Raw genomic sequence first — 21,991 nt, forward strand, 5'->3', positions numbered from 1 at the left:
ATGACGTCGCTTTATTGGCCCTATTGGCTGGCCCATTACTACAACTACCTGGAGATCGCGACCATTATCGTCGCGGTGCTGATCCTGATCTCCAGCCTGGATGATCTGATCGTTGACGTGTGGTACTGGTCTCGTCGCCTGTACCGAAAGCTCACCGTGGACCGCCGCTACCGGCCGCTGACCGTCGAGCAATTGTTGGCCCGGGACGAACAGCCCCTGGCGATCATGGTGCCGGCCTGGTTGGAATACGACGTCATCGCACCGATGATCGAGAACATGGTGTCGACCCTCGACTATCAGAACTACGTGGTCTTCGTCGGTACGTACATCAACGACCAGCGCACCATCGACGAAGTCGAACGGATGCGCAGGCGCTACAAACAACTGCACCGTGTCGAAGTGCCCCATGCCGGGCCGACCTGCAAGGCCGACTGCTTGAACTGGGTGATCCAGGCGATTTTCCTGCATGAGAAAACCCATGGTATGACCTTCGCCGGCGTCGTCCTGCACGACAGCGAGGACGTGCTGCATCCGCTGGAACTGCGCCTGTTCAACTACCTGTTGCCGCGCAAGGACATGATCCAGTTGCCCGTGGTGTCGCTGGAGCGCAACTGGTACGAATGGGTGGCGGGTGTCTACATGGACGAGTTCGCCGAATGGCACGGCAAGGACCTGGTGGTGCGTGAAAGCATGACCGACACCGTGCCCTCGGCCGGCGTTGGCACTTGCTTTTCCCATCGCGCCCTGCGGGTGCTGGCCGGTGAAACCGAAAACCAGCCGTTCAACACCGACAGCCTCACCGAGGACTACGACGTTGGCGCGCGCTTGGCCAAGGTTGGCATGAACGCGATTTTCGTTCGTTTCCCGGTGCAGTTCCGGGTGCTGCGCAAATCCTGGTTCCGCAAACCTTACGAATCGACTCTGACGATGCCACTGTGCGTGCGCGAGTTTTTCCCGGACACGTTCCGCACGGCCTTCCGGCAAAAGGCCCGCTGGACCCTGGGCATCGGCTTGCAAGGCTGGGAGCAGATGGGTTGGCACGGTTCGCTGGCCAACCGATACCTGCTGTTTCGTGATCGCAAGGGGGTGGTGACGGCGTTCGTGAGCATCGTCGCCTACGTCATTCTGGTGCAACTGCTGGGCTTGATCATTCTGCGCCACAGCGGCTTGTGGGATGTCACCTTCCCAACGCCGTTCGAAAGCATTGGCCCGGTCAAATACCTGCTGTTGGCCAATGGCGTCGCCTTGGTCTGGCGCATCCTGCACCGCTATTACTTCACCGCCGTGCTGTACGGCTGGCAGCATGGCTTGCTGTCCATGCCCCGCATGCTGGTGGGCAATTTCGTCAACTTCATGGCCGCTTCCCGGGCCTGGCGCATGTTCCTGGTGGGCAAGGTGATGAATCGCAAGCTGGTCTGGGACAAGACCATGCACGATTTCCCTTCCACCGACCTGGTCGCCATCGCGCCACGCCGCCTGGGCAGCGTGTTGCTGTCCTGGCAAGCCATCACCGACACGGCCCTGCAAAGCGCCCTCGACGAACAACAAACGCGCAACGTGCCTTTGGGGAGAATTCTGCTCAACAACGGCTGGCTGGACGATGAAACCCTGGCCGAAGCCATCGCGTTCCAGAATGACCTGCCCCGGGTCTTTGATGTCGCCGAGAAAGCCGCGGCCTCGACATCCTCGTTAAGCCCCGAGTTTGCCTTGCGCTGGCGGGTCGTGCCCCTGGGACGCAATAGCGAAGGCTGCGAACAGATCGCCGTCGCTAACCCCTTGTCTGACGAAGGCCTGCAACAGGTCAGCGCCGAACTGGGCAGCGAGCCGGTGCAATTGATCGCCCGGGAAAGCGAAATTCTCGCGCTGTTGCGCAAGTTGCCTGCACGCAACGGCCACACCGTGCCAAATGCCCGGGCACCGCTGTTGGGCGACCTGCTGATCGAAATGGGCCTGCTCGATCGCGACGAGTTCAGTCGCGTCATGCTCCAGTACCGGCCGCAACACCACGGCCGCATCGGTGATTACCTGGTCGACAGCGGTGTGCTGCCACGTTCGACGATCGAACAGGCCGTGGCCCGTCAGCACAATCTCTACCCAACGGAGCTCCCGGCATGAACCGCCCCTACCTGACCCTTTTGGCCACGGGGCTGAGCCTGATACCAGCGTTTGCGCTTGCCGAAACGTTGCCGCTGCCATTGTCCGGTCCGGCCTATACCGCCGCCAACGAAGCCTACAGCGCCTACGAACGCAAGGACTACGACCTGGCCATCGCCAAGGCACGCGAAGCCCTGCGCCAGCGGGCCGACGTGACGCGCCTGAACACCCTGATTGAGTTGGCCGAACGAGACAAGAAACTGCGCGACCACCCCCTGTCCCGGACAGCGTCGCGCCCCGCTACCACAGCACCGGGTTTTATCGCCGCGTCCCAGGGGTTCAAGGCCTATGACCGCGAACAATTCGGCCTCGCCACACAATCGGCCCGCAAGGCCATCGCTCAAGCACCTCGTCGCCGTGAATATCGACTGTTGCTGATCGACTCCTTGCAGCGCCAGCAACACTTGGAAGAAGCCGACCGGGCCACCGCCGCTGCCCTTGGCGTCTTTGCCAACGACAACACGTTGTTGATGCGTCGCAAAGCCATTCGCCGTCAACTCGCCGTACCGCTGGCAATCCAGGGCTATCGCGCGCTGGAGCAAGGCAACACAGCCCTGGCCGTGGACCAGGCGCGCAAAGCCGTGGCCTGGGCCCCGGAAATCACCGCCAACCAGCAGTTGCTCATCAGTGCGCTGCTGGCGGCGAAGGATTACCCCGCGGCCGAACAGGCTGCCTCTGGCTCGCTGAAACTGGACGATCGCCAAGCCGCGCCATGGATCCTGCGCAGCTACGCCCGGGATCGTCAGGGTAAGTTGCAGCCAGCTCAGGCCGATCTGAACCGCGCCCTGTCCCTGCCTGGCTTGTCGACAAGCGAGCGCCGGGACATCCGTCTCTTTGCCGTCGACGCTGCCCTGGCGCGCGGTGAGCCTCAGTACGCGCTGCAGCAGTTGCAGTCGTTGGGCAACGACGACAGCGATGAAGTGACCCGTCGCAGCGGTGCGGCCCGTGCAGCGCTGCGCCAGAAAAACAAAGGCCTGGACACCCTGGCCCAATTTCCACCACCGCCCCTGGAGTGCCAGGAAAGCACCTTCGGCCTGACCTGTGCGATCTGGCCGGGCAGTTCCCATGATGCCGGTACTGCGCTGGCGTCCCAGGCCTATACCGCCCTCGCCCGCAAAGACCCGACGACCGCAGTCGCCCTGGCGAACCAGGCCGTCGCACGCGCCCCGCAGAACCCGGCGTATCGGCACCTGCTGGTCAGCGCCCTGACGGATCAGAAACGCCTGCCCCAAGCCATCACCGCCGCCGGCGAAGGCCTGCAAATCCATAGCGACGACGCCCGGCTATTGGTCATGCGTGGACGCCTGCGCCAGCAATCCGGGGACGATGTTGGCGCCCGGGATGACTTTACCCGCGCCCTGGCGCTAGGCAGCCTGCCGGCCTACGAAGAAGCCGGTTTGTATGCCGCCATCGGTCAGCGCCGCACCGCCCGCGAACGCCTGCAAGAGGCGCGGGCTACGGGCGAACTGGCGTCGGTGAGCGATCTGCAGGTCGCCTACCTCTCGATGCAGGCCGGAGACGATGAGGCGGCTCACGATGCGTTCCGCAAGGCCGACGCCAGTACGCCATTGACCACGGCGGCGGCCCAAGACGCCGCCTACAACGCGATGCACCTGCATGAAGACGACGAAGCCGTGGCGTACTTCGAGCGCGTCATCGATGGGCAAGAAACCGCTGAGACGCCGCTGTCCGCACAACAGTTGTTCGATACCCGTCGCACCGTCGGCGATGTATCGCGCAGACTCGGCCTGACCAGCACCACCAGCTATCGCGGCAACAGTTCCAGTGGTCTGAGCGCCGCCCCGGGCACCAGTGGCAGCGGCAGCGAAAGCAATGACCTGCTGCAAAACAGCACCGAACTGTCGTGGCGTCCGTTGGGCTACCGCAATGGCCGCTTCGTCGAACTCTACGGACGCATCACCGACACCCTGTGGAGCAGGAACAGCGATTCGGACACCGGTGCGGATGCTTTGCAAGGCGCTCTCGGCGTGCGGGTCAAGCCCTTCAGTTCGGTCAACATCATGGCCGCCCTTGAACGGACCTTCCCGCTTGGATCTTCCAATGTCGACGGCGACTGGCTGGTGCGGCTGGGCTACGGTTCGAGCATCGGCACCGATCTGCGGGTCGATGTGCCGAGCTGGTGGACTTCGCAGCTTTACGCCGAGGTCGGCCACTACATCAACGACTCGCGCGACTACTTCAACAGCGAATGGCAAGTGGGTCGCAGCTACGCCATCGGTGGAACCGGCTCGCGCTGGGTGAGCTTCCCTCATGTCGTCGCGGCGATCGACTACGATTCCAAGATGAAGAGCAAAGCCGGCGGCGGCTTTTCTTCCGGCGACGCCGGGGGGATCGGGATAGGAAACAACGTACGTTACTGGTTCCGGGAAGACGCCTACAACGCACCACGTTCCTATGTGGACCTGTCCCTGCAATACCGGGCCAGGGTGTTTGGCGAGGACCGCGCCAAAGGCGTGTTCGCGCGCCTGACCTACTCCTACTGAGGACGTTGGTGGGATATGCGGTTCGTCAGTACGAAAAGCGGCTCGCCTCGCCGAGCCGCGACTACACTGCATCCAGAAGGGACTTGTTTGAATAGCTTGGCAAAGTTCATCAATCGCAAGACCGTCGCGGCGCTGTTACTGGCCGCGTTCCTCAGCGCAGGTACAGGGACGTACTACATAATGACCACCACGACACCGAACATCGTCGGCATCGTCTGGCAGCCGGATAACCAGACTGTCGGCATCAGCGGCAATTGGGAAGAACTGGGAGTGCACGAGCTACTGGTGCAATGGACGGTGGTGGACGACCAGGCCTTCGTGTCTGGAACGGGCCTTCCTAGCGTACCGGTACTGCCGGACTGGGCGCGCATTGCCAGAACGCCTTGGGCCCAGGATGTCATCCTCGGCCTGGCCGGCTATTTCAGTGAGAACCGCTCACGAGAAAATGTCGAGCAACTGGCGTCGCTCTCGGAGCGCATCGCCGGGTTACCGACGCCATTGCATGTCACCGGTTGGTACTTTCCGGCTGAGGTCGACCCCAGCTGGTCGGGCGCTACAGAGCTGCCGGCCTTGCTGGCCAAGCTGCCGCGGCCGCTGTGGATCAGTGTCTACGACGGCGCCAACATCGGCCCCGCCGCTACCGCAGACTGGCTCAAGCAATGGTTGCCGAACGACATCGGCGTGTTTTTCCAGGACGGTGTCGGCGTTTATGCCCGCACCGCCCCGGTTGCCCGGACCTACGCCGATGCCCTGCGCGATCGGCTTGGCCAGGATCGCGTGCGAATCATCGTCGAAGCCTTCCGCCCCCAATACGGCGGTGGCTTCCGCTCCGCCACAGTGGATGAGCTCAAACCACAACTGGCGGCCTATGTAGGCTATCCGCTCTACCTGTTCGACGGCCCGCACTACATGACGCCAACGTTGGTGGACCAGTTGAAACAAGCCCTGGCCCAGCCTTGATCAAGCCTTTAAGCCATTCGTTTGCCCTCGCTTACTGAGTTTGTATCGGTCTGTATCTGAAATGCGGACTGATACGAAACAATGGATTTCGCCCTCTCCTGGCACACATCGTCGATACATCCGCGCGTTTAACTGTGATCACCGGACAGCAACCTTCGCTGCCACGGCCCACTCAATCAAGCGCAAGGAGAATCACCATGTTCAATCTCTCGAAAGTATCGTCCCTGGCTATCGCCCTGACACTGGTTGGCGGTGTCGGCCTGGCCAATGTCGCCTCGGCTACCGCAGCCAGTGCATCGACTCACAACCAGGCGCAACAGCTGGCTGAAGGCGGGTCTGATCGTTTGCTGGAAAATCGGGTGGCCGAAGGTGGCTCCGATCGCTTGCTCGAGAATCGTGTGGCCGAAGGCGGGGCTGATCGGTTGCAGGAGTTGCGTGAACGCAGCGCGGTGTGAAGCGATTTTGTAGCAATCGCGCTTACTGTCGCCCGCCTCTGTAGGAGCTGGCGAAGCCTGCGATCTTTTGATCTTGAGCTTTCGACTCAATGAGCAGTGGAAAGATCGCAGATTGAAAACACTGATGAGGCCTTTCCCCCCAGAGCGCACGGGCTGGAGCGGCATTGCGACTGACCGTGAGTTTCATGCTGGTGGTCATCATCGCGTTTCTGGCCGTCGAAGGCTGGCGCACCTGGCGAGATTATCGCGCGGCCTTTTCGTCCGCCCAGGACTCGGTGACGAACCTGGCACGGGCGACGGCCCAGCACGCCGAAGACACCATTCGACAAGTGGATGTGGTCACCGCCATCCTCAGTGAACGGGTGGAAGGTGATGGCCTGCAGAACATGGACATCCCGCGTATCCATAAGCTATTGGTGCAACAAGCCGCCATCATGCCGCAACTGCACGGGTTGTTTATCTATGGCCCGGACGGCCAGTGGCTGGTAACGGACAAGGAAGTCATTCCGGAATCGGCGAACAACGCCGACCGCGACTACTTCCAATATCACCGTACCCACGAGGACCGAGGCGTGCGCATTGGCGCAGTGATCAAGAGCCGATCCACCAACGAACTGATCATCCCTGTGTCCCGTCGCTTGAACAATCCCGACGGCTCGTTCGCTGGTGTGTTGCTCGGAACGGTAAAAGTCAGTTATTTCGTCGACTACTACGGCGACTTCAAGATCGACGACAAGGGGGCGCTGGTCCTGGCCACACGCAGCGGGAGCATCCTGGTACGGCGCCCCTTCGTCGAATCAGTGATCGGCAAGAGCCTGGTCAACAGCGTGATCTTCAGGAACTACCTGCCTACCTCGAACCAGGGCGTAGCGCAGGCCAGGGCCGTGATCGACGACACCGAGCGGCTGTATGGCTATCGGGCCCTGACCACTTACCCGTTGGTGGTGGAAGCCGGGTTGTCGCGCGAGTCCATCATCGCCCCGTGGCGGCGCGATCTGTTCAAGACCAGCCTGGTGCTGATTTTCCTGATCGTGATCCTCGTCGGCTTCGGGCTCATCGTGCTGAACCAGTTGCGCTACCGGATGATCATGGAAAAGCAGATCCGCGGCGCCCACCAGGCCATGCGCGACATGGCGCTGACCGACAGCCTGACCGGACTGGGCAACCGCAGGCGGCTGGACATCGCGTTGGCCGACGAGATTCGCCTGGCCAAGCGCCGGGGTTCTTCCCTGGCGTTGATCATGCTCGACGTTGATTACTTCAAGCGTTTCAACGACAGATACGGTCACGCTGCTGGCGACGATTGTCTGCGCGCGATTGCCACTGCGGTCAGGCAGACCATCAAAAGGCCGGGTGACCTGGCGGTCCGGTATGGCGGTGAAGAGTTCACCGTGTTGCTGCCCAACACCGACAGCACGGGGGCCGCCAAGGTCGCGCAGCAAATCCTCGAAGCCGTCAGGGCCTTGAACATTGAACATGGCGATCATCCCTTGGGAATCGTGACCATCAGCGCCGGTATTACCACCTGCCAGCCGAGCGGCGAGGACGTCACCCCGGCCATGCTGATCAAGGCCGCCGACGCTTTCCTGTACCTGGCCAAGAACACCGGGCGAAACCGCTGGTGCAGCGCCGACGCGACACGTGGGTGAACCCCGCGGGACCGCCGCGCATCGGTCAGGCTCGTGCAAACCCAAGTCCACAGGTGCCTGCAAGGCGCCTGGCGGCTACAATGCTCGCTTCGACCGTGACCAGCCTGACTAAAAACAAATGTCCTTGCCCAAACATCATCTGGAATTGCTCAGCCCCGCCCGCGACGTGACCATCGCCCGTGAGGCTATCCTGCATGGCGCCGACGCCGTGTACATCGGTGGCCCGAGTTTCGGCGCGCGTCACAACGCTTGCAACGAAGTGGGCGATATTGCCCGGCTGGTGGAGTTCGCCCAGCGCTACCACGCCCGTGTGTTCACGACCATCAACACCATTTTGCATGACAACGAGCTGGAGCCGGCCCGCCAACTGATCCACCAGTTATACGATGCCGGCGTCGATGCGTTGATCGTCCAGGACCTGGGGGTGATGGAGCTGGATATCCCGCCCATCGAGCTGCACGCCAGCACCCAGACCGACATCCGCACCCTGGCCCGGGCAAAGTTCCTCGACCAGGCCGGCTTCTCGCAACTGGTATTGGCCCGTGAGCTGAACCTGCAGGAAATCCGCGCCATCGCTGATGAGACCGACGCGGCCATCGAGTTCTTCATCCACGGCGCGCTGTGCGTGGCGTTTTCCGGCCAGTGCAACATCTCCCACGCCCAGAACGGCCGCAGCGCCAACCGTGGTGACTGCTCCCAGGCCTGTCGCCTGCCCTACACCCTCAAGGACGACCAAGGCCGGGTGGTCGCCTACGAAAAACACCTGCTGTCGATGAAAGACAACAACCAGAGCGCCAACATCCGCGCCCTGGTCGAAGCCGGCGTGCGCTCATTCAAGATCGAAGGGCGCTACAAGGACATGGGCTATGTGAAGAACATCACCGCCTATTACCGCCAACGGCTGGACGATGTCCTCGAAGACCGTCCGGACCTGGCCCGCGCGTCCAGCGGCCGTACCGCGCACTTCTTCGTCCCCGACCCGGACAAGACCTTCCACCGTGGCAGCACCGACTATTTCGTCAGCGAGCGCAAGATCGACATCGGTGCCTTCGATTCGCCGACCTTTACCGGCGTGCCGGTGGGCGTGGTGGAAAAAGTCGGCAAACGCGATCTGCAAGTGGTGACCTTCGATCCGCTGTCCAACGGCGACGGCCTCAATGTGCTGGTCAAGCGCGAAGTCGTCGGTTTCCGCGCCAACATCGCCGAGCCCAAGGGTGAATTCGAAGAGGACGGCCAGAAGCGTTACCGCTACCGCGTCGAACCCAACGAGATGCCGGCCGGCATGTACCAGTTGCGCCCCAACCACCCGTTGAGCCGCAACCTGGATCACAACTGGCAGCAGGCATTGCTCAAGACCTCCTCCGAACGCCGTGTCGGCCTGGCCTGGGTTGCACGCCTGCGTGAAGCGCGCCTGGAACTGACCGCCACCAGCGAAGAAAGCATCAGTGCCAGCGTCGCCCTGGACGGACCGTTCGGCCAAGCCAACAAGCCAGAACAGGCCCTGGAGCAATTGCACGACCTGCTCGGCCAACTGGGCACCACCGAATACCACGCGACCGCGATCGAGCTGGATGCGCCCCAGGCGTTCTTCGTCCCCAACTCGCAGCTCAAGGCCTTGCGCCGCGAAGCCATCGAGGCCCTGACCGCCGCCCGCATCAACGCCCACCCACGCGGTGGCCGCAAGGCCGAGACCAACCCACCGCCGGTGTACCCGGAGTCGCACCTGTCGTTCCTGGCCAACGTCTACAACCAGAAGGCCCGGGACTTCTATCATCGTCACGGCGTCAAGCTGATCGACGCGGCGTTCGAGGCCCACGAGGAAACCGGTGAAGTGCCGGTGATGATCACCAAGCACTGCCTGCGCTTCTCGTTCAACCTCTGCCCCAAGCAGGCCAAGGGCGTCACCGGCGTACGCACCAAGGTCGCGCCGATGCAGCTGATACACGGCGATGAAGTGCTGACCCTGAAGTTCGACTGCAAGCCCTGCGAGATGCATGTGGTCGGCAAGATCAAGGGGCACATCCTCGACCTGCCATTGCCCGGCAGCACCGCGCAACCGGTGGTCGGCCATATCAGCCCTGAAGACCTGCTCAAGACAATTCCGCGCGCACCGCATTAAACCAATACTCAGCCCTGCCCCTGTGGGAGCAAACTTGCTCCCACATTAGGCTGCAGGTGCTCATAACATTTATGTCCTCTGCAGATCCCTTGTGGGAGCGAGCCTGCTCGCGAAAGCGGTGGATCAGTTTGCATTGATGTTGAATGTGCCGCCTTCATCGCGAGCAGGCTCGCTCCCACTGTAGGTTCTCGGGTGTTTGATGGCCCTGCGCCATTTTTCATTTCTGCGCCGTTTTTGCTTCGCGGTGCGACAGATTCCCCTGCAGGACTCCCCCACCACTTCCTCGCGGTGTTAGGTTGCAACGGTTTGTGTCATCAAATCAGACACGTCCCCCCTACCGCCTGCAAAGGAATGCCCAGCAATGGACTTCTCGCTCAAACACCTGGCCGTGGCCACCCTGCTGTTGTCCAGCCTCGCTTCGATCACCACACCAGCCTTCGCCAACATCAGCGCCCAACAGGGCGCAGCCATCGTCAAAACCTTCTCCGGCACCTCAGTCACCGATTTCAGACAATTCCTGGTCGATGTGGCCAAGAGCGACCTGGGCAAAACTGCCAACCTCGGCCCGGCTATCAGCGCGTTCCAGGGCAACAAAACCCTTTCGGCTGAACAGCAGAATGAAATCCATCGCCTGCTGGGCCTCTATGCCCGCGTGAAATATGGCCAAGCAGCCACCGAGACGCTGAAGGAACTGGTCGCCATCCCGACCTTTCGCAAGGACGGTGTTGCCCAGCACGAGAACCCGGAATTCCTCAAGATCGCCGACAAGATCAAAAGCCTGGCCGAGGCGTTCAACCTCAACTTCCGCAATGTCGACAACCGCGTCTATGAGATTTCCCTTGAGGGCAGCGGCGACGAAGTCGTGGGCATTCACGCCCATGCCGACGTGGTACCGGTAACGCCGGAAAACTGGGTGTTGAAAGATGGCAGCCGCCTCGACCCGTTCAAGGTCACCCTGGTGGGCGACCGCCTGTATGGCCGCGGTACCGAGGACGACAAGAACGGCATCGTGGTGGCGCTCTATGCCATGAAAATCATCAAGGAAGAGAAGCTGCCACTGGCGCGCAACTTCAAGCTGCTGATCGACACCACCGAGGAAACCACCGGCGACGCCATCCCCTATTATTTCGAACGCAACCCGACGCCCAAATACAACCTGGCACTGGATGGCGGCTACCCCGTGGTGATTGCCGAGAAAGGCTACGGCACCATCATGGCGAACTTCACCCGGCGCACCGCCCAGGGCAAGGGGGCAGAAATTACCGCGCTGACGGGCGGCCTGGCGACCAATCAGATTCCGTCGACGTCCGTTGCCACCTTCGCCAGCGACAAGCCCGCCGAACTGGCCGCCAGCCTGCTCAAGGCCGCTACCGACTATGCCAAGCGCAACGGTGGCAACTTCGAAGCGAGCACCCAGGTCGTCGGCAAGGACGTCAATCTGACTTTCACCGGCGTTTCCGCCCACTCCTCCGAGCCCGAGTCAGGCGTCAACCCCGTGGCAAGAATGCTGGACTTCATCAATAGCCTCGATGGCAAGGTCGCGCTCAAACGCAACCACGTTACCGACGCCGCCCGCTACGCCGCCGACAACTGGGGGCTGGACTATTTGGGCAGCAAACTGGGAATTGGTTTTTCCGATGCCTTCATGGGCCCGCTGACCGCGTCCCTGACCTACGTCGCCCTGGATGAGAAGACCTTCAAGTTGGCGGTCAACTTGCGGGTGCCGGTGGGCAAGAGCACAGAAGCCCTCAAGACTGAAATCGCCGACAAACTGGCTGCCTGGAGCAAGAACTCCCACGTCGCGGTAGCTTTCGACTATTCCATTGATGAGCCGATGTACCGCAACCCTGAAGGTGAATGGGTCAAGGCACTGTTGGCCGTGGCAAGTGAAAGCCTGGGCATGGAACACAAGTACGGCACCTCCGCCGGCGCCACTTCGGTTCATGACTTGCCCAATGGCGTGCAGTTCGGCCTGGCCATGCCCGACGTCAAGTACACCGGCCACAACGACAACGAGTTCAAGACAGTGGAGCAGTTCCTGCTGGACTTGCAGATCGTGACCGAGATGATGGGCCGGATCGGGCAGTTGCCAAAGTTGTAAAACACCGTGCCCAGAGATTGCTCCCGCTGGAGCGTAGCAGCAGAGTAGGAGCTGTGTAGGAGCTGTCGAGTGCAACGAGGCTGCGATCTTTCCCAATACACTTGAATCTCAAGCGAAAGATCAAAAGATCAAAAGATCAAAAGATCGCAGGCTTCGCCAGCTCCTACAGAGTCCAGCGGGAGCAATCTCTGGCCACAGGTTTACCCCTATTCCCTCACCTTATTCCTTCACGTGAGTGGCGCTTGGATCGATGACCTTAGCCGTAATGTCGACCAGCTCCAGCCCCCAATCCCCATGCAGATACCAATCCTCCCCGATCATCTCGGCCGGGTGCATCGTGCGATCGGCGCCGTTGCCGCAGGCCAGCGCACTGGTCGGACAGTAACGATCACACCCCCAGCAAATGCGCTCTGGGTGTTTGGGATTGATGGGAAAGGGCTTTGCCATGACGACCCCGTATAGCCGATGGGTGTGCGCGTACCCTACCGCGTCAGGGCGCCGAGCCCCTTGATCCCGATCAAGAACAACCGTGCGCAAATGAGCCGGCATTCGGCGTTCGAAAATTCACGCTAAAAATTGACAAGAATCATTATTATTCTCAGCAAAGCTTCCTAGACTCGGCGCCATCCTTTAGCCAACCAGGAAGTCATCATGCGTACCCTTGCTCCGCTGTCTCTCGCCCTGCTGTTTCTCGCGCCACTGGCCCAGGCCAAGGAATACCCCATCGGCGAACCGCAACTGTGCCCGGGGCTGGAGGTCGGTGCGGTGTATTTACAGCCGATTGAAATGGCCCCGGCCGGAATGATGCGAGCCACGGCCGATTCCGACGTGCACCTGGAAGCCGACATCCGCGCCATGGCAGACAACCAGCAAGGCTTCCAGGAAGGCAGTTTCGTGCCCTACCTCAATGTGTCGTTCCAACTGAAGAAACAAGGCAACGACACCGAGCTCAAGGGTGACTTCCACGCCATGGTCGCCAACGACGGGCCGCACTATGGCGACAACGTCAAGCTGCTTGGCCCAGGCAAATATCAACTGACGTTCACCATCCTGCCACCCGGCGGTCATGGCTCCCTCGGTCGTCATACCGACAAGGAAACCGGCGTGGCGCCATGGTTCGAACGCTGCGAACTGCATTACGAATTCGTCTACGCCGGGATCGGTAAAAAAGGCGGGTACTGAGCATGCGCCGCTCATCCTGCCCATGGCACGTCGCGACGCATCGACGCCTGGCCTGGTTGACGCTGGCCGGTTTGCTGCTGCCCTCGATCGCCCAAGCCGAACTGCCGACCTACGAGCTGAGCATGCGCGATGGGCATTTCACGCCGTTGCAACTGCAAGTGCCGGCCGGGCAACGGTTCAAGATCGTGCTGAAAAACGTCGGCCAGGGCCCGGCGGAGTTCGAAAGCACGCCTCTGCGCGTCGAGAAAGTGCTCTCGCCCGGCGTCACGACCTTCGTGGTCATCCACCCGCTGCGCCCCGGGCACTATCCGTTTTTCGACGAATTCAATCCACAACTGCCCGAGGGCGGAATTCTCGCCCAGTAATCGGCCGGCAGGAGGCGTTTGCATGACTCAATCGATGTTTATTGTCTGGCGCGAAAGCGTCGAGGCGCTGTTGGTGATCGGAATTCTTCAGGCCTGGGTCAGCCGGCAGCACCAGGCCAACCAGCTGTTGCGCTACGTATGGGCCGGCGCCGCGCTGGGTCTGTTGCTTTCGGGCGTGCTGGCCGGCCTGATCCTGCTGGCCGGCGAGGCCATGAGCGGGACGGCCAATGAATGGTTCCAGGCGTCGCTGGCACTGGTCGCCAGCCTGCTGATCGTGCAGATGGTCGGCTGGATGCACCGAAACGCGAGGACGCTCAAGCATGACCTGACACGCCACGCCGACCAGCGCCTGAGCCGCCAGGGCGGCCTGGGATTGTTGGTGCTGGCGCTGCTGGCGGTCAGCCGCGAAGGCAGTGAAACCGTGGTGTTCCTGTATGGTGCCGGCGCGCGTCTGCAAGGGCCGCAACTGGGCTTGTTCGCCGTCGGTGCACTGGCCGGGCTGGTGCTGTCACTGCTGACCGTCTCCTTGCTGCACAGCAGTCGCCGGTTCATCTCATGGCCGCGCTTCTTTGCCATCAGCGAAGCGATCCTGCTGCTGTTGGGGGCGGCGTTGCTGGTCAGCGGTATCGAGCGGGTCGGCGGGCAATTGCTCGCGATGGATTGGTCTGAGGCGGTGTATCGCGGCATTGGCGACGCGCTGTGGGACAGCAGCGCGATACTCGACGACGGCCATGGTTTCGGCGGGTTCCTGGCGGATTTCACCGGCTATCGGGCCAGCCCGAGTGCGATGACAGTACTGGTGTGGCTGAGCTATTGGGGCGTCGTCGCCGGCTGGATGCGGCCGCGCAAGACGCAAAACCTGCCATGCCCGACCTGACCCCCTGGCTCCAACGCGTGGGCGACGGCATGCGGCGCCACGGTGCAACCATTCGTGCCGTGCAATGGGCGGTGGTGCTGTTCTATGCGGTGCTGCTGGTGGTACCGGCCCTGCTGCCATTGCCCAGCAGCCAGGCACGCTTGTTCGACAATCTCACGCTGTTGGCGCAATTTCTGTTCTGGGGCCTGTGGTGGCCGTTCGTGTTGCTGTCGATCGTGTTGTTCGGGCGGCTCTGGTGTGGCGTGCTGTGCCCGGAAGGCGCCCTGAGTGAATGGGCCAGCCAGTACGGCAAGGGCCTGGGAATGCCACGCGGGTTGCGCTGGGCTGGCTGGCCCACCTTGGCGTTCTGCCTGACCACTCTCTACGGTCAACTGATCAGCGTCTACGACTATGCCCAGGCGGCGTTACTGATCCTGGGAGGCTCGACCGTCGCCGCGGTGATCGTCGGCCTGTTGTTCGCCCGCGGCAAGCGGGTGTGGTGCCGTTACCTGTGCCCGGTCAGCGGCGTCTTTTCCCTGCTCGCCCGCTTGGCGCCGGTGCACTTTCAGGTGGACGAACAACGCTGGCTGGAAAACCCCGCACCACGTCGCCCTCCTCCCAACTGCGCGCCCTTGCTGGACATCCGCCGTATGCGCGGCGCCGCCGATTGCCACGCTTGTGGTCGCTGCAGCGGCCAGCGCGATGCGGTGCGCCTGATTGCCCGCTCCAGCAGCGAGGAAATCCTTCACTCAACGGCTGACACCCTCTCGTCCTGGGATGTTCGCTTACTGTTGTTCGGTGTCATCGGCCTGGCCATGGGCGCCTTCCAGTGGACTGTCAGCCCCTGGTTCATTGCCCTCAAGCAAAGCCTGGCGCAATGGCTGGTCAGTCATGATTGGCTCTGGGCACTCCAGGACAACGCGCCCTGGTGGCTGTTGACGCACTATCCGCAACTCAATGACAGTTTAAGTTGGCTCGATGGGTTTTGCATCGTTGCGTACCTGGGCCTGAGTGCGCTGTTGATAGGCACTTGGCTGATGCTGCTGATGCGCCTGGCAGCACGCCTCTCGGGGGATAGCGCAGAATATCGGCCCTTGACCATCACCCTGACACCCCTTGGTGGCGCAGGGTTGTTCCTCGGCTTGTCGGCCACCACGGTCAAACTGCTGCGCTATGAAGGACTACTGCTGGAATGGGTACAACCGGCTCGGGCCGGGCTGCTGCTAGCGGCGATAGCCTGGAGTTTATGGCTGGGCTGGAAACGCTTGCAGCAAACAGAGGTATCACCGATCCAGCGATTGCCAGCCATGGCATGCCTGGTCTTGGCCAGCGGCCTGGTGGGTTATGGCTGGTGGTTGCAATTCTGGGGATGGTGATAGCCCCCGAACACAACACAAAATCCTGTGGGAGCGAGCCTGCTCGCGAAGACGTCGGCACAACCAACATCACCACAAGCTGCCCCACCGCTATCGCGAGCAGGCTCGCTCCCACATTGGATTTATGTTGCCCACAACATTCGGATTCGACACAAAACCCTGTGGGAGCTTAGGCTCTGACATTGCCCCGCCTACACCTTGAACCGCGCCACCGTCTCATGCAGTGACCCGGCCATCTGCGCCAGGTCCTGACCCGCCGTGTCGGTATGCCGGGCGCCCAGCATGACCTGTTCGGACAGGTTGCGAATGCCCACCAGGTTACGATCCACCTCTCGCGCCACCAGGGCTTGCTGTTCGGTGGCGCTGGCGATCATCAGGTTCTGATCGTTGATCTGCGAGATCGAGCGGGCGATTTCGTCCAGGGCATCGCCGGAGCGCTGGGCCACTTGCAGCGTGGCCTGCACCAGTTCGCTGTTGTTTTGCATGGCGCTCACCGCGTGCCCGCTGTCCAGGCGGATGTTACCGATCATGCCCTCGATTTCCCGAGTCGAATCCTGGGTTCGATGAGCCAGCGCCCGGACTTCATCGGCGACCACCGCAAAGCCACGTCCGGCATCGCCGGCACGGGCCGCTTCAATGGCGGCGTTCAGTGCCAGGAGATTGGTCTGATCGGCAATGCTGCGGATTACATCCAGCACCGAGCTGATGTCCTGCACCCGCCCGGCCAACTGTTGGATTCTCCCGGAACTGTCCGTCACCCCTTCGGCCAGCGCGGTAATGGAAGCCACCGTTTCCTGGACCTGTTCACGCCCGCGCTGGGCCGTTTGCTCGGACACTCGCGAGGCTTCGCTGGTACTCACCGCATTGCGCGCCACTTCATCCACCGCAGCGGTCATCTGGTTCACCGCTGCGGCCGCCTGTTCGATTTCATGCCCTTGCAGCTGCAAGGTACTGCTGGTCTGGCTGCTCACCGCGCTCAGTTCTTCGGAGGAACTGGCCACCCGATCCACCGAAGCCGCAATGTGCCGGACCATGCTGTTGAGGCTCTGCTGCATGTCGTGCATGTTGCTCATCACGCTGTCATTGGCGCCGACGCCCACGGGCACGCGGATCGTCAGGTCGCCCTGGGCGATCAGGTTAAGCACTCGCGCCGCGTCATTGGGTTCACCGCCCAGGGGCCGGGTCACGCTGCGGGTCACCAGAATCGCCACGGTCGTTACCAGGGCCAGGCAAGCCAGCACCAACGCCAACATATTGCGCCGCGCATCGTTGTAGCGCGCCTGGGCCAGCTGCTCACGTTCGACAAAAACCTTGCCCTGCATCACCATCATCCCTTCGAGGCTTTCGTACACCTCAAGCTCCGCCGGAATCACGCCTTGCTTGAGCTGCGTCATCGCCTCGTCCGTCGCGCCCCGGCGGATCAACGCCTGCACCTGAACGAAGGCTGCCACATAGGCCTCGCGACGTTTCTTCAACTCGGCATATGCGGTCTTGCCTTCAGGCTGATCGAACAGCGGTTCCAGTGTGGCGAAGGCCTGGGTAATCCGCTGACGGGTAGCGTCGATGGATAGCTGGACTTGCGCATTGTTTTTGTCGATCAACAAGTCTCGGGTGTTCCTGGCGTTATCGCGCACACCCGTGGCGATCACCATGATCGGATCGATCTTCGGCCAATCCTGCCTGACGATCTGCTCGGCCTGGTCGCGCAGTATCGCCAGGTCGCTCAAGGCGTACAGGGCCAAGGCGATCAACGCCAGTGGCGCGATGGCAAAGCCGATCACGATGCGTTGGGCGGTGGTGAGTCTGGTCATATCAAATGCTCCCTGTTCAACTACCTGCCGGTTGGCAGCGCATTTGAAAACCTTAAAAAAGTGTGGCCCGGTCATCCCGGGCCGCTGTCGGTCGTTCATCCCTACGCTCGCTCAACTGCGTAGTACGAACGAGGGGAACAACTCGCGCATGGCGGCCCACAGTTCAGGCTGCAGGGCTTGTGCCGAAACGTTGGAAAGATGAGGGTCGAGCATCCGCGCAGTGCGCACCAGTTGCACGGCGAAACGCGTGACGCCGCGCTCGTTCAAGCGTCGGGCCAGGGTCAGCAATCGCTCGGGGTCGAACAGATGCCAGTGCACCGTCGTGCGACATTCATAATCCACGCCGCTGGCCAGCAGGTGGTCGAGGCTGCGCCAGTTGGCGGCGCCGCTGCCTTCGACCCGGGTCACGTCGAGGGCATCTTCGGGCAAGGCCTTAACGTCGAAACCCACCCAGTCGGCAAGCCCGACCACTTTGGCGAAGGCCGCCGGCTTGATGCCGGCGCTGTGCAGGCCGATGCGAAAGCCCAGCTGCCGCACTTCCTCCATGGCCGGCGCCAGGCCGTCCTGCAAGGTTGGCTCGCCGCCGCTGAACACCACGGCGTCGAGCAGATCCTGACGGCGTTGCAGGAACGCCAATACCCGGCACCAATCCACCTCCTCGCTGCCGCGCGGCGGGATCAGTTGCGGGTTATGGCAATAACGACAACGCCAGGCACAGCCCTGGCAAAACAATACGCACGCCAGTTGGCCCGGATAATCGAGGGTGGTCAGGGGCACCATGCCCCCGACCCGTAGCACTCGACTCATGGACGCCCGGCCGCGCGTTCGGTGAAGTGCACCCGCTCGCGGTGCTCGGACTGTTTACCCGGGTTGAAAGCCGCTACCGGACGGTGATAACCCATCACTCGGGTCCAGACTTCGCAACGTTGACGCTGTGCTTGTGGAAGGCTTTGCGATGCATTCATGGGTGAAGCTCCTTGCGGTCGATGGATCGGATCAGTGAACGCTGCCCTGGCGCTGTTGTTGCAGCAGCAAGGCCTCGTCGCATTTGGGGCAAAACTCGTGTTCGCCGGCCAGGTAACCGTGCACCGGGCAGATGGAAAAGGTCGGCGTGATGGTCAGGTACGGCAGGCGGAAACGTCCCAGGGCCTTGCGCACCAGTTGCTTGCAGGCTTGCGTGGAGGAAATCTGCTCGGCCATGTACAGGTGCAACACGGTGCCGCCGGTGTATTTGCATTGCAGTTCGTCTTGCAGCTCCAGGGCTTCGAACGGGTCTTCGGTGAAGCCCACCGGCAGTTGCGATGAGTTGGTGTAGTACGGCGCGACCGGGCTGCCGGCCTGCAAGATGTCCGGGTAGCGTTTGAGGTCTTCCTTGGCGAAGCGGTACGTAGTGCCCTCGGCGGGCGTGGCTTCGAGGTTGTAGAGGTGGCCGGTTTCTTCCTGAAAACGCAGCAGCGTAGCCCGCACGTGGTCCAGCAGTTTCAGGGCAAACGCCCGGCCTTGCTCGGTGTGCAGGCCTTGCTGGTCATCGGTGAAATTGCGCAGCATTTCGTGCAGGCCATTCACGCCGATGGTGGAGAAATGATTGCGCAAGGTACCCAGGTAGCGCTTGGTGTAAGGGTACAAGCCGGCATCCATGTGATGCTGGATGACCTTGCGCTTGACCTCCAGGCTCTCTTTCGCCAGTTCCATCAGGGTATCGATGCGTTGCAGCAACGCGCTGGTGTCGCCCTTGTACAGATAGCCCAGGCGGGCACAGTTGATCGTCACCACGCCCAGGGAACCGGTCTGCTCCGCCGAGCCGAACAAGCCGCCGCCGCGCTTGAGCAACTCGCGCACGTCCAGTTGCAAGCGGCAGCACATCGACCGCACCTGATTGGGTTGCATGTCCGAATTGAGGAAGTTCTGGAAATACGGCAAGCCGTAGCGGGCAGTCATTTCGAACAGCCGGTCGGCGTTCTCACTGTCCCACGGGAAGTCGTGGGTGATGTTGTAGGTCGGGATCGGGAAGGTGAAGACCCGGCCTTTCGCATCGCCGGCTTGCATCACCTCGATGTAGGCGCGGTTGATCAGCTCCATTTCCGTTTGCAGGTCACCGTAGGCGAACGGCATCTCTTCGCCGCCAATGATCGGGATCTGTTCACGCAAATCCTGTGGGCAGACCCAGTCGAACGTCAGGTTGGTGAACGGCGTTTGCGTGCCCCAGCGCGACGGTACGTTGAGGTTGTAGATGAATTCCTGCAACGACTGGCGGACCTCGTCGTAGCTGAGCTGGTCCTTGCGTACATAAGGCGCCAGGTAAGTGTCGAACGAGCTGAACGCCTGGGCGCCGGCCCATTCGTTTTGCAGGGTGCCGAGGAAATTCACCATCTGTCCCAGGGCGCTGCTCAGATGCCTGGGCGGCCCAGCCTCGACCCGCCCCGGCACGCCGTTGAGGCCTTCGTGCAACAGGGTGCGCAAGGACCAGCCGGCACAGTAGCCGGCGAGCATGTCCAGGTCGTGGATATGCAGGTCGGCCTCGCGGTGCGCCTCGCCTATGGCCTGGCTGTAGACCTCGTCGAGCCAGTAGTTGGCGGTGACCTTGCCCGATACGTTGAGGATCAGCCCGCCGAGGGAATACCCCTGGTTGGCGTTGGCCTGCACGCGCCAGTCCTCGCGATCCAGGTACTCGTTCATCGACGTGGCGACTTCCACCAGCGTGCGGCGATCCCGGCGCAGGCGTCCGTGTTGCTCGCGATACACGATGTAGGCACGCATGGAGAGAAAGAAACCGGCGTCCATCAGCACCCGTTCGACACGGTCCTGGATCTGCTCGACGTTCAACCGTGTCTGCCCTTCCAACCGCGCCAACACCGCCTCAAGCAACGCCTCGGCTTCGGCTTCGGCGTATTCGCCGGTGGCCTTGCCAGCGGCGATCAGCGCCTGGCGGATTTTGTCCGCATCAAAGGCGACCAGACTGCCATCGCGCTTGTGCAAGCGGTTACACCCTACTGAGATCAACGTGCTCTGCATTTTGGCTCCAAACACCACATATAGGCTTTTTGATATCTTTAAACACAATATGCAGTGGAGAGTACGGGCAAAAGGCAGGGTTGCAATTGATCGACATCAAGAATCGGGAGCGACCCACATTCAGGCTCGAAAAGTCATTTTTGCAAGCACCACAGATCCCCTGTGGGAGCGAGCCTGCTCGCGAAGAGGCCAGTACATTCAACATCAATGCAAGCTGACCCACCGCCTTCGCGAGCAGGCTCGCTCCCACATTGGTTTCCGGCTGACCATTGGATTTGGCTTCCCCACAGATCTCCTGTGGGAGCGGGCTTGCTCGCGAAAAGGCCTGCACATTCAACATCAATGCAAGCTGACCCACCGCCTTCGCGAGCAGGCTCGCTCCCACAGGAGTTTTGAGGTGACTGTAAGATTTGTATCCAACACAAACCTTTTCTACCTAACCGCCACTCATGTTCATGAACCGCACAATCTGCACTTCCCCACCCGGGTTGAAATCATGGCGCAGTGGCTTGCCGCGCAGTGCCTGCTGCACCGCCTGGATCACCGGTTGGTCATCCAGCGGATAACGCCGCAGCAAACCGCGTAGGTCGAGGGAGTCCTCTTGTCCCAGGCACAACAGCAAGCGCCCTTCGACGGTCATGCGCACGCGGTTGCAACTGGCGCAGAAGTTGTGGGTATTGGGCGAAATGAAACCGATCCGGGTATCCGGATGACGCTCCAGGCGCACATAGCGCGCCGGCCCGCCGCTGCTCTCGGCACTGTCGAGCAGGCGATGATGGCGGGCAATCTCGGCCCGTACCTCATCGCTGGAACAGAACGACTCGCCCCGGGAACGCCCGACCTCCCCCAACGGCATTTCCTCGATGAAGCTGATGTCAATGCGTTGGTCGATGGCGTACTGCACCAGCGCCGGGACTTCATCGAAGTTGCGTCCCTTCATGACCACGCAGTTGAGCTTGATCCGCTCGAACCCGGCGACCTTCGCCGCTTCGATGCCGGCCAGCACCTGGTCCAGGTTGCCGTTGCGAGTGATCGCCCGAAAACGTTCGCCGTGCAGGCTGTCGAGGCTGATGTTCATGCGCTTGACCCCGGCCTCGACCAGCGGCTGGGCCAGCCGCCCCAGCTGCGAGCCGTTGCTGGTCATCACCAGTTCGCGCAGGCCGGGCAATGCCGCGATCTCGCGACACAGCCCGACGATGCCCGGACGGATCAGCGGCTCGCCACCGGTCAGGCGGATTTTCTTCACCCCCAGGCCGACGAACAGCCGCGCCATGCGCTGCAACTCCTCCAAGGTCAACACTTGCTGACGCGGCAGGAAGGTCATGTTTTTCGCCATGCAGTACACACAACGAAAATCACAACGATCGGTCACCGACATCCGCAAATAATCGATCTGGCGCCCAAATCCGTCCTGCAACACCGCGTTCATGAAGATCTCCCGATTGAG

Annotated in this window: 16 protein-coding genes and 1 pseudogene; 11 read left to right on the plus strand and 6 right to left on the minus strand. The window is 61.6% G+C overall.

Features of this window, described 5'->3' with window-relative positions; translation table 11 throughout:
* The 7 genes and pseudogenes from AACY42_RS16035 (at position 1) to AACY42_RS16065 (ending at position 11,942) form a co-directional block, all read left to right on the plus strand.
* A complete protein-coding gene (locus AACY42_RS16035) occupies positions 1–2,115 on the plus strand; it encodes a glycosyl transferase family protein (RefSeq protein WP_339480784.1) in 2,115 nt (704 codons plus the stop codon).
* Positions 2,112–4,658, plus strand: a complete 2,547-nt coding sequence (locus AACY42_RS16040) for an NfrA family protein (RefSeq protein ID WP_339480786.1) — start codon at positions 2,112–2,114, stop codon at positions 4,656–4,658. The genes AACY42_RS16035 and AACY42_RS16040 overlap by 4 nt, the downstream gene beginning before the upstream one ends.
* Before the next feature lie 87 nt (positions 4,659–4,745).
* Positions 4,746–5,618, plus strand: coding sequence for a hypothetical protein (locus AACY42_RS16045; RefSeq protein ID WP_445261747.1), 873 nt, complete (start codon positions 4,746–4,748; stop codon positions 5,616–5,618).
* A gap of 197 nt (positions 5,619–5,815) precedes the next feature.
* Complete coding sequence (locus AACY42_RS16050) at positions 5,816–6,073, plus strand: phage infection protein (RefSeq protein ID WP_339480789.1); 258 nt, start codon at positions 5,816–5,818, stop codon at positions 6,071–6,073.
* A gap of 96 nt (positions 6,074–6,169) precedes the next feature.
* A pseudogene (locus tag AACY42_RS16055) lies at positions 6,170–7,722 on the plus strand (sensor domain-containing diguanylate cyclase).
* Positions 7,723–7,840: 118 nt separating this feature from the next.
* A complete protein-coding gene (locus AACY42_RS16060) occupies positions 7,841–9,841 on the plus strand; it encodes a peptidase U32 family protein (protein ID WP_339480791.1) in 2,001 nt (666 codons plus the stop codon).
* A gap of 361 nt (positions 9,842–10,202) precedes the next feature.
* Positions 10,203–11,942, plus strand: coding sequence for a dipeptidase (locus AACY42_RS16065; RefSeq protein ID WP_339480792.1), 1,740 nt, complete (start codon positions 10,203–10,205; stop codon positions 11,940–11,942).
* 219 nt (positions 11,943–12,161) lie between these two features.
* Here AACY42_RS16065 and AACY42_RS16070 read toward each other — a convergent pair whose 3' ends face one another.
* Complete coding sequence (locus AACY42_RS16070) at positions 12,162–12,389, minus strand: DUF3079 domain-containing protein (protein ID WP_339480793.1); 228 nt, start codon at positions 12,387–12,389, stop codon at positions 12,162–12,164.
* A 204-nt stretch (positions 12,390–12,593) separates the two neighbouring features.
* Here AACY42_RS16070 and AACY42_RS16075 point away from each other — a divergent pair, with 204 nt between their 5' ends.
* From AACY42_RS16075 to AACY42_RS16090, 4 genes are read left to right on the plus strand one after another with little or no spacing between them, the layout of a single operon-like run.
* The gene (locus AACY42_RS16075; protein WP_339480794.1) at positions 12,594–13,124 is read left to right on the plus strand and encodes an iron transporter; all 531 of its coding nucleotides are present in this window, start codon (positions 12,594–12,596) and stop codon (positions 13,122–13,124) included.
* Between the two features lie 2 nt (positions 13,125–13,126).
* On the plus strand, positions 13,127–13,489 hold the full coding sequence (locus AACY42_RS16080; RefSeq protein WP_339480795.1) for a cupredoxin domain-containing protein: 363 nt from the start codon (positions 13,127–13,129) through the stop codon (positions 13,487–13,489).
* Between the two features lie 22 nt (positions 13,490–13,511).
* Complete coding sequence (locus AACY42_RS16085; RefSeq protein WP_339480796.1) at positions 13,512–14,366, plus strand: FTR1 family iron permease; 855 nt, start codon at positions 13,512–13,514, stop codon at positions 14,364–14,366.
* Positions 14,354–15,721: a 4Fe-4S binding protein gene (locus AACY42_RS16090; RefSeq protein WP_339480798.1), complete on the plus strand. Its 1,368-nt coding sequence runs from the start codon at positions 14,354–14,356 to the stop codon at positions 15,719–15,721. Before AACY42_RS16085 ends, AACY42_RS16090 begins: the two co-directional genes overlap by 13 nt.
* 191 nt (positions 15,722–15,912) lie before the next feature.
* Here AACY42_RS16090 and AACY42_RS16095 read toward each other — a convergent pair whose 3' ends face one another.
* The 5 genes from AACY42_RS16095 to moaA form a co-directional block, all read right to left on the minus strand.
* The gene (locus tag AACY42_RS16095; protein WP_339480799.1) at positions 15,913–17,532 is read right to left on the minus strand and encodes a methyl-accepting chemotaxis protein; all 1,620 of its coding nucleotides are present in this window, start codon (positions 17,530–17,532) and stop codon (positions 15,913–15,915) included.
* 111 nt (positions 17,533–17,643) lie between these two features.
* Entirely contained in the window at positions 17,644–18,339 is a 696-nt protein-coding gene (locus AACY42_RS16100; RefSeq protein WP_339480800.1) for an anaerobic ribonucleoside-triphosphate reductase activating protein, read from the minus strand.
* Positions 18,336–18,497, minus strand: coding sequence for an anaerobic ribonucleoside-triphosphate reductase (nrdD, locus tag AACY42_RS16105; RefSeq protein ID WP_003202433.1), 162 nt, complete (start codon positions 18,495–18,497; stop codon positions 18,336–18,338). The genes AACY42_RS16100 and nrdD overlap by 4 nt, the downstream gene beginning before the upstream one ends.
* Positions 18,498–18,528: 31 nt before the next feature.
* Complete coding sequence (locus tag AACY42_RS16110) at positions 18,529–20,544, minus strand: ribonucleoside triphosphate reductase (protein ID WP_339480801.1); 2,016 nt, start codon at positions 20,542–20,544, stop codon at positions 18,529–18,531.
* Between the two features lie 436 nt (positions 20,545–20,980).
* Positions 20,981–21,973: a GTP 3',8-cyclase MoaA gene (gene moaA / locus AACY42_RS16115; protein ID WP_339480803.1), complete on the minus strand. Its 993-nt coding sequence runs from the start codon at positions 21,971–21,973 to the stop codon at positions 20,981–20,983.
* Positions 21,974–21,991: the final 18 nt, after the last annotated feature.

The organism is Pseudomonas sp. RL_5y_Pfl2_73, assembly GCF_963970515.1.
Classification (GTDB): domain Bacteria; phylum Pseudomonadota; class Gammaproteobacteria; order Pseudomonadales; family Pseudomonadaceae; genus Aquipseudomonas.

Excerpts from the sequence above, each read along its gene's own strand:
- AACY42_RS16035 (WP_339480784.1), top strand. The coding sequence starts at position 1 with ATGACGTCGCTTTATTGGCCCTATTGGCTGGCCCATTACTACAACTAC.
- AACY42_RS16040 (WP_339480786.1), top strand. The coding sequence starts at position 2,112 with ATGAACCGCCCCTACCTGACCCTTTTGGCCACGGGGCTGAGCCTGATA.
- AACY42_RS16050 (WP_339480789.1), top strand. The coding sequence starts at position 5,816 with ATGTTCAATCTCTCGAAAGTATCGTCCCTGGCTATCGCCCTGACACTG.
- AACY42_RS16060 (WP_339480791.1), top strand. The coding sequence starts at position 7,841 with ATGTCCTTGCCCAAACATCATCTGGAATTGCTCAGCCCCGCCCGCGAC.
- AACY42_RS16065 (WP_339480792.1), top strand. The coding sequence starts at position 10,203 with ATGGACTTCTCGCTCAAACACCTGGCCGTGGCCACCCTGCTGTTGTCC.
- AACY42_RS16070 (WP_339480793.1), bottom strand. The coding sequence starts at position 12,389 with ATGGCAAAGCCCTTTCCCATCAATCCCAAACACCCAGAGCGCATTTGC.
- AACY42_RS16075 (WP_339480794.1), top strand. The coding sequence starts at position 12,594 with ATGCGTACCCTTGCTCCGCTGTCTCTCGCCCTGCTGTTTCTCGCGCCA.
- AACY42_RS16080 (WP_339480795.1), top strand. The coding sequence starts at position 13,127 with ATGCGCCGCTCATCCTGCCCATGGCACGTCGCGACGCATCGACGCCTG.
- AACY42_RS16085 (WP_339480796.1), top strand. The coding sequence starts at position 13,512 with ATGACTCAATCGATGTTTATTGTCTGGCGCGAAAGCGTCGAGGCGCTG.
- AACY42_RS16090 (WP_339480798.1), top strand. The coding sequence starts at position 14,354 with ATGCCCGACCTGACCCCCTGGCTCCAACGCGTGGGCGACGGCATGCGG.
- AACY42_RS16095 (WP_339480799.1), bottom strand. The coding sequence starts at position 17,532 with ATGACCAGACTCACCACCGCCCAACGCATCGTGATCGGCTTTGCCATC.
- AACY42_RS16100 (WP_339480800.1), bottom strand. The coding sequence starts at position 18,339 with ATGAGTCGAGTGCTACGGGTCGGGGGCATGGTGCCCCTGACCACCCTC.
- nrdD (WP_003202433.1), bottom strand. The coding sequence starts at position 18,497 with ATGAATGCATCGCAAAGCCTTCCACAAGCACAGCGTCAACGTTGCGAA.
- AACY42_RS16110 (WP_339480801.1), bottom strand. The coding sequence starts at position 20,544 with ATGCAGAGCACGTTGATCTCAGTAGGGTGTAACCGCTTGCACAAGCGC.
- moaA (WP_339480803.1), bottom strand. The coding sequence starts at position 21,973 with ATGAACGCGGTGTTGCAGGACGGATTTGGGCGCCAGATCGATTATTTG.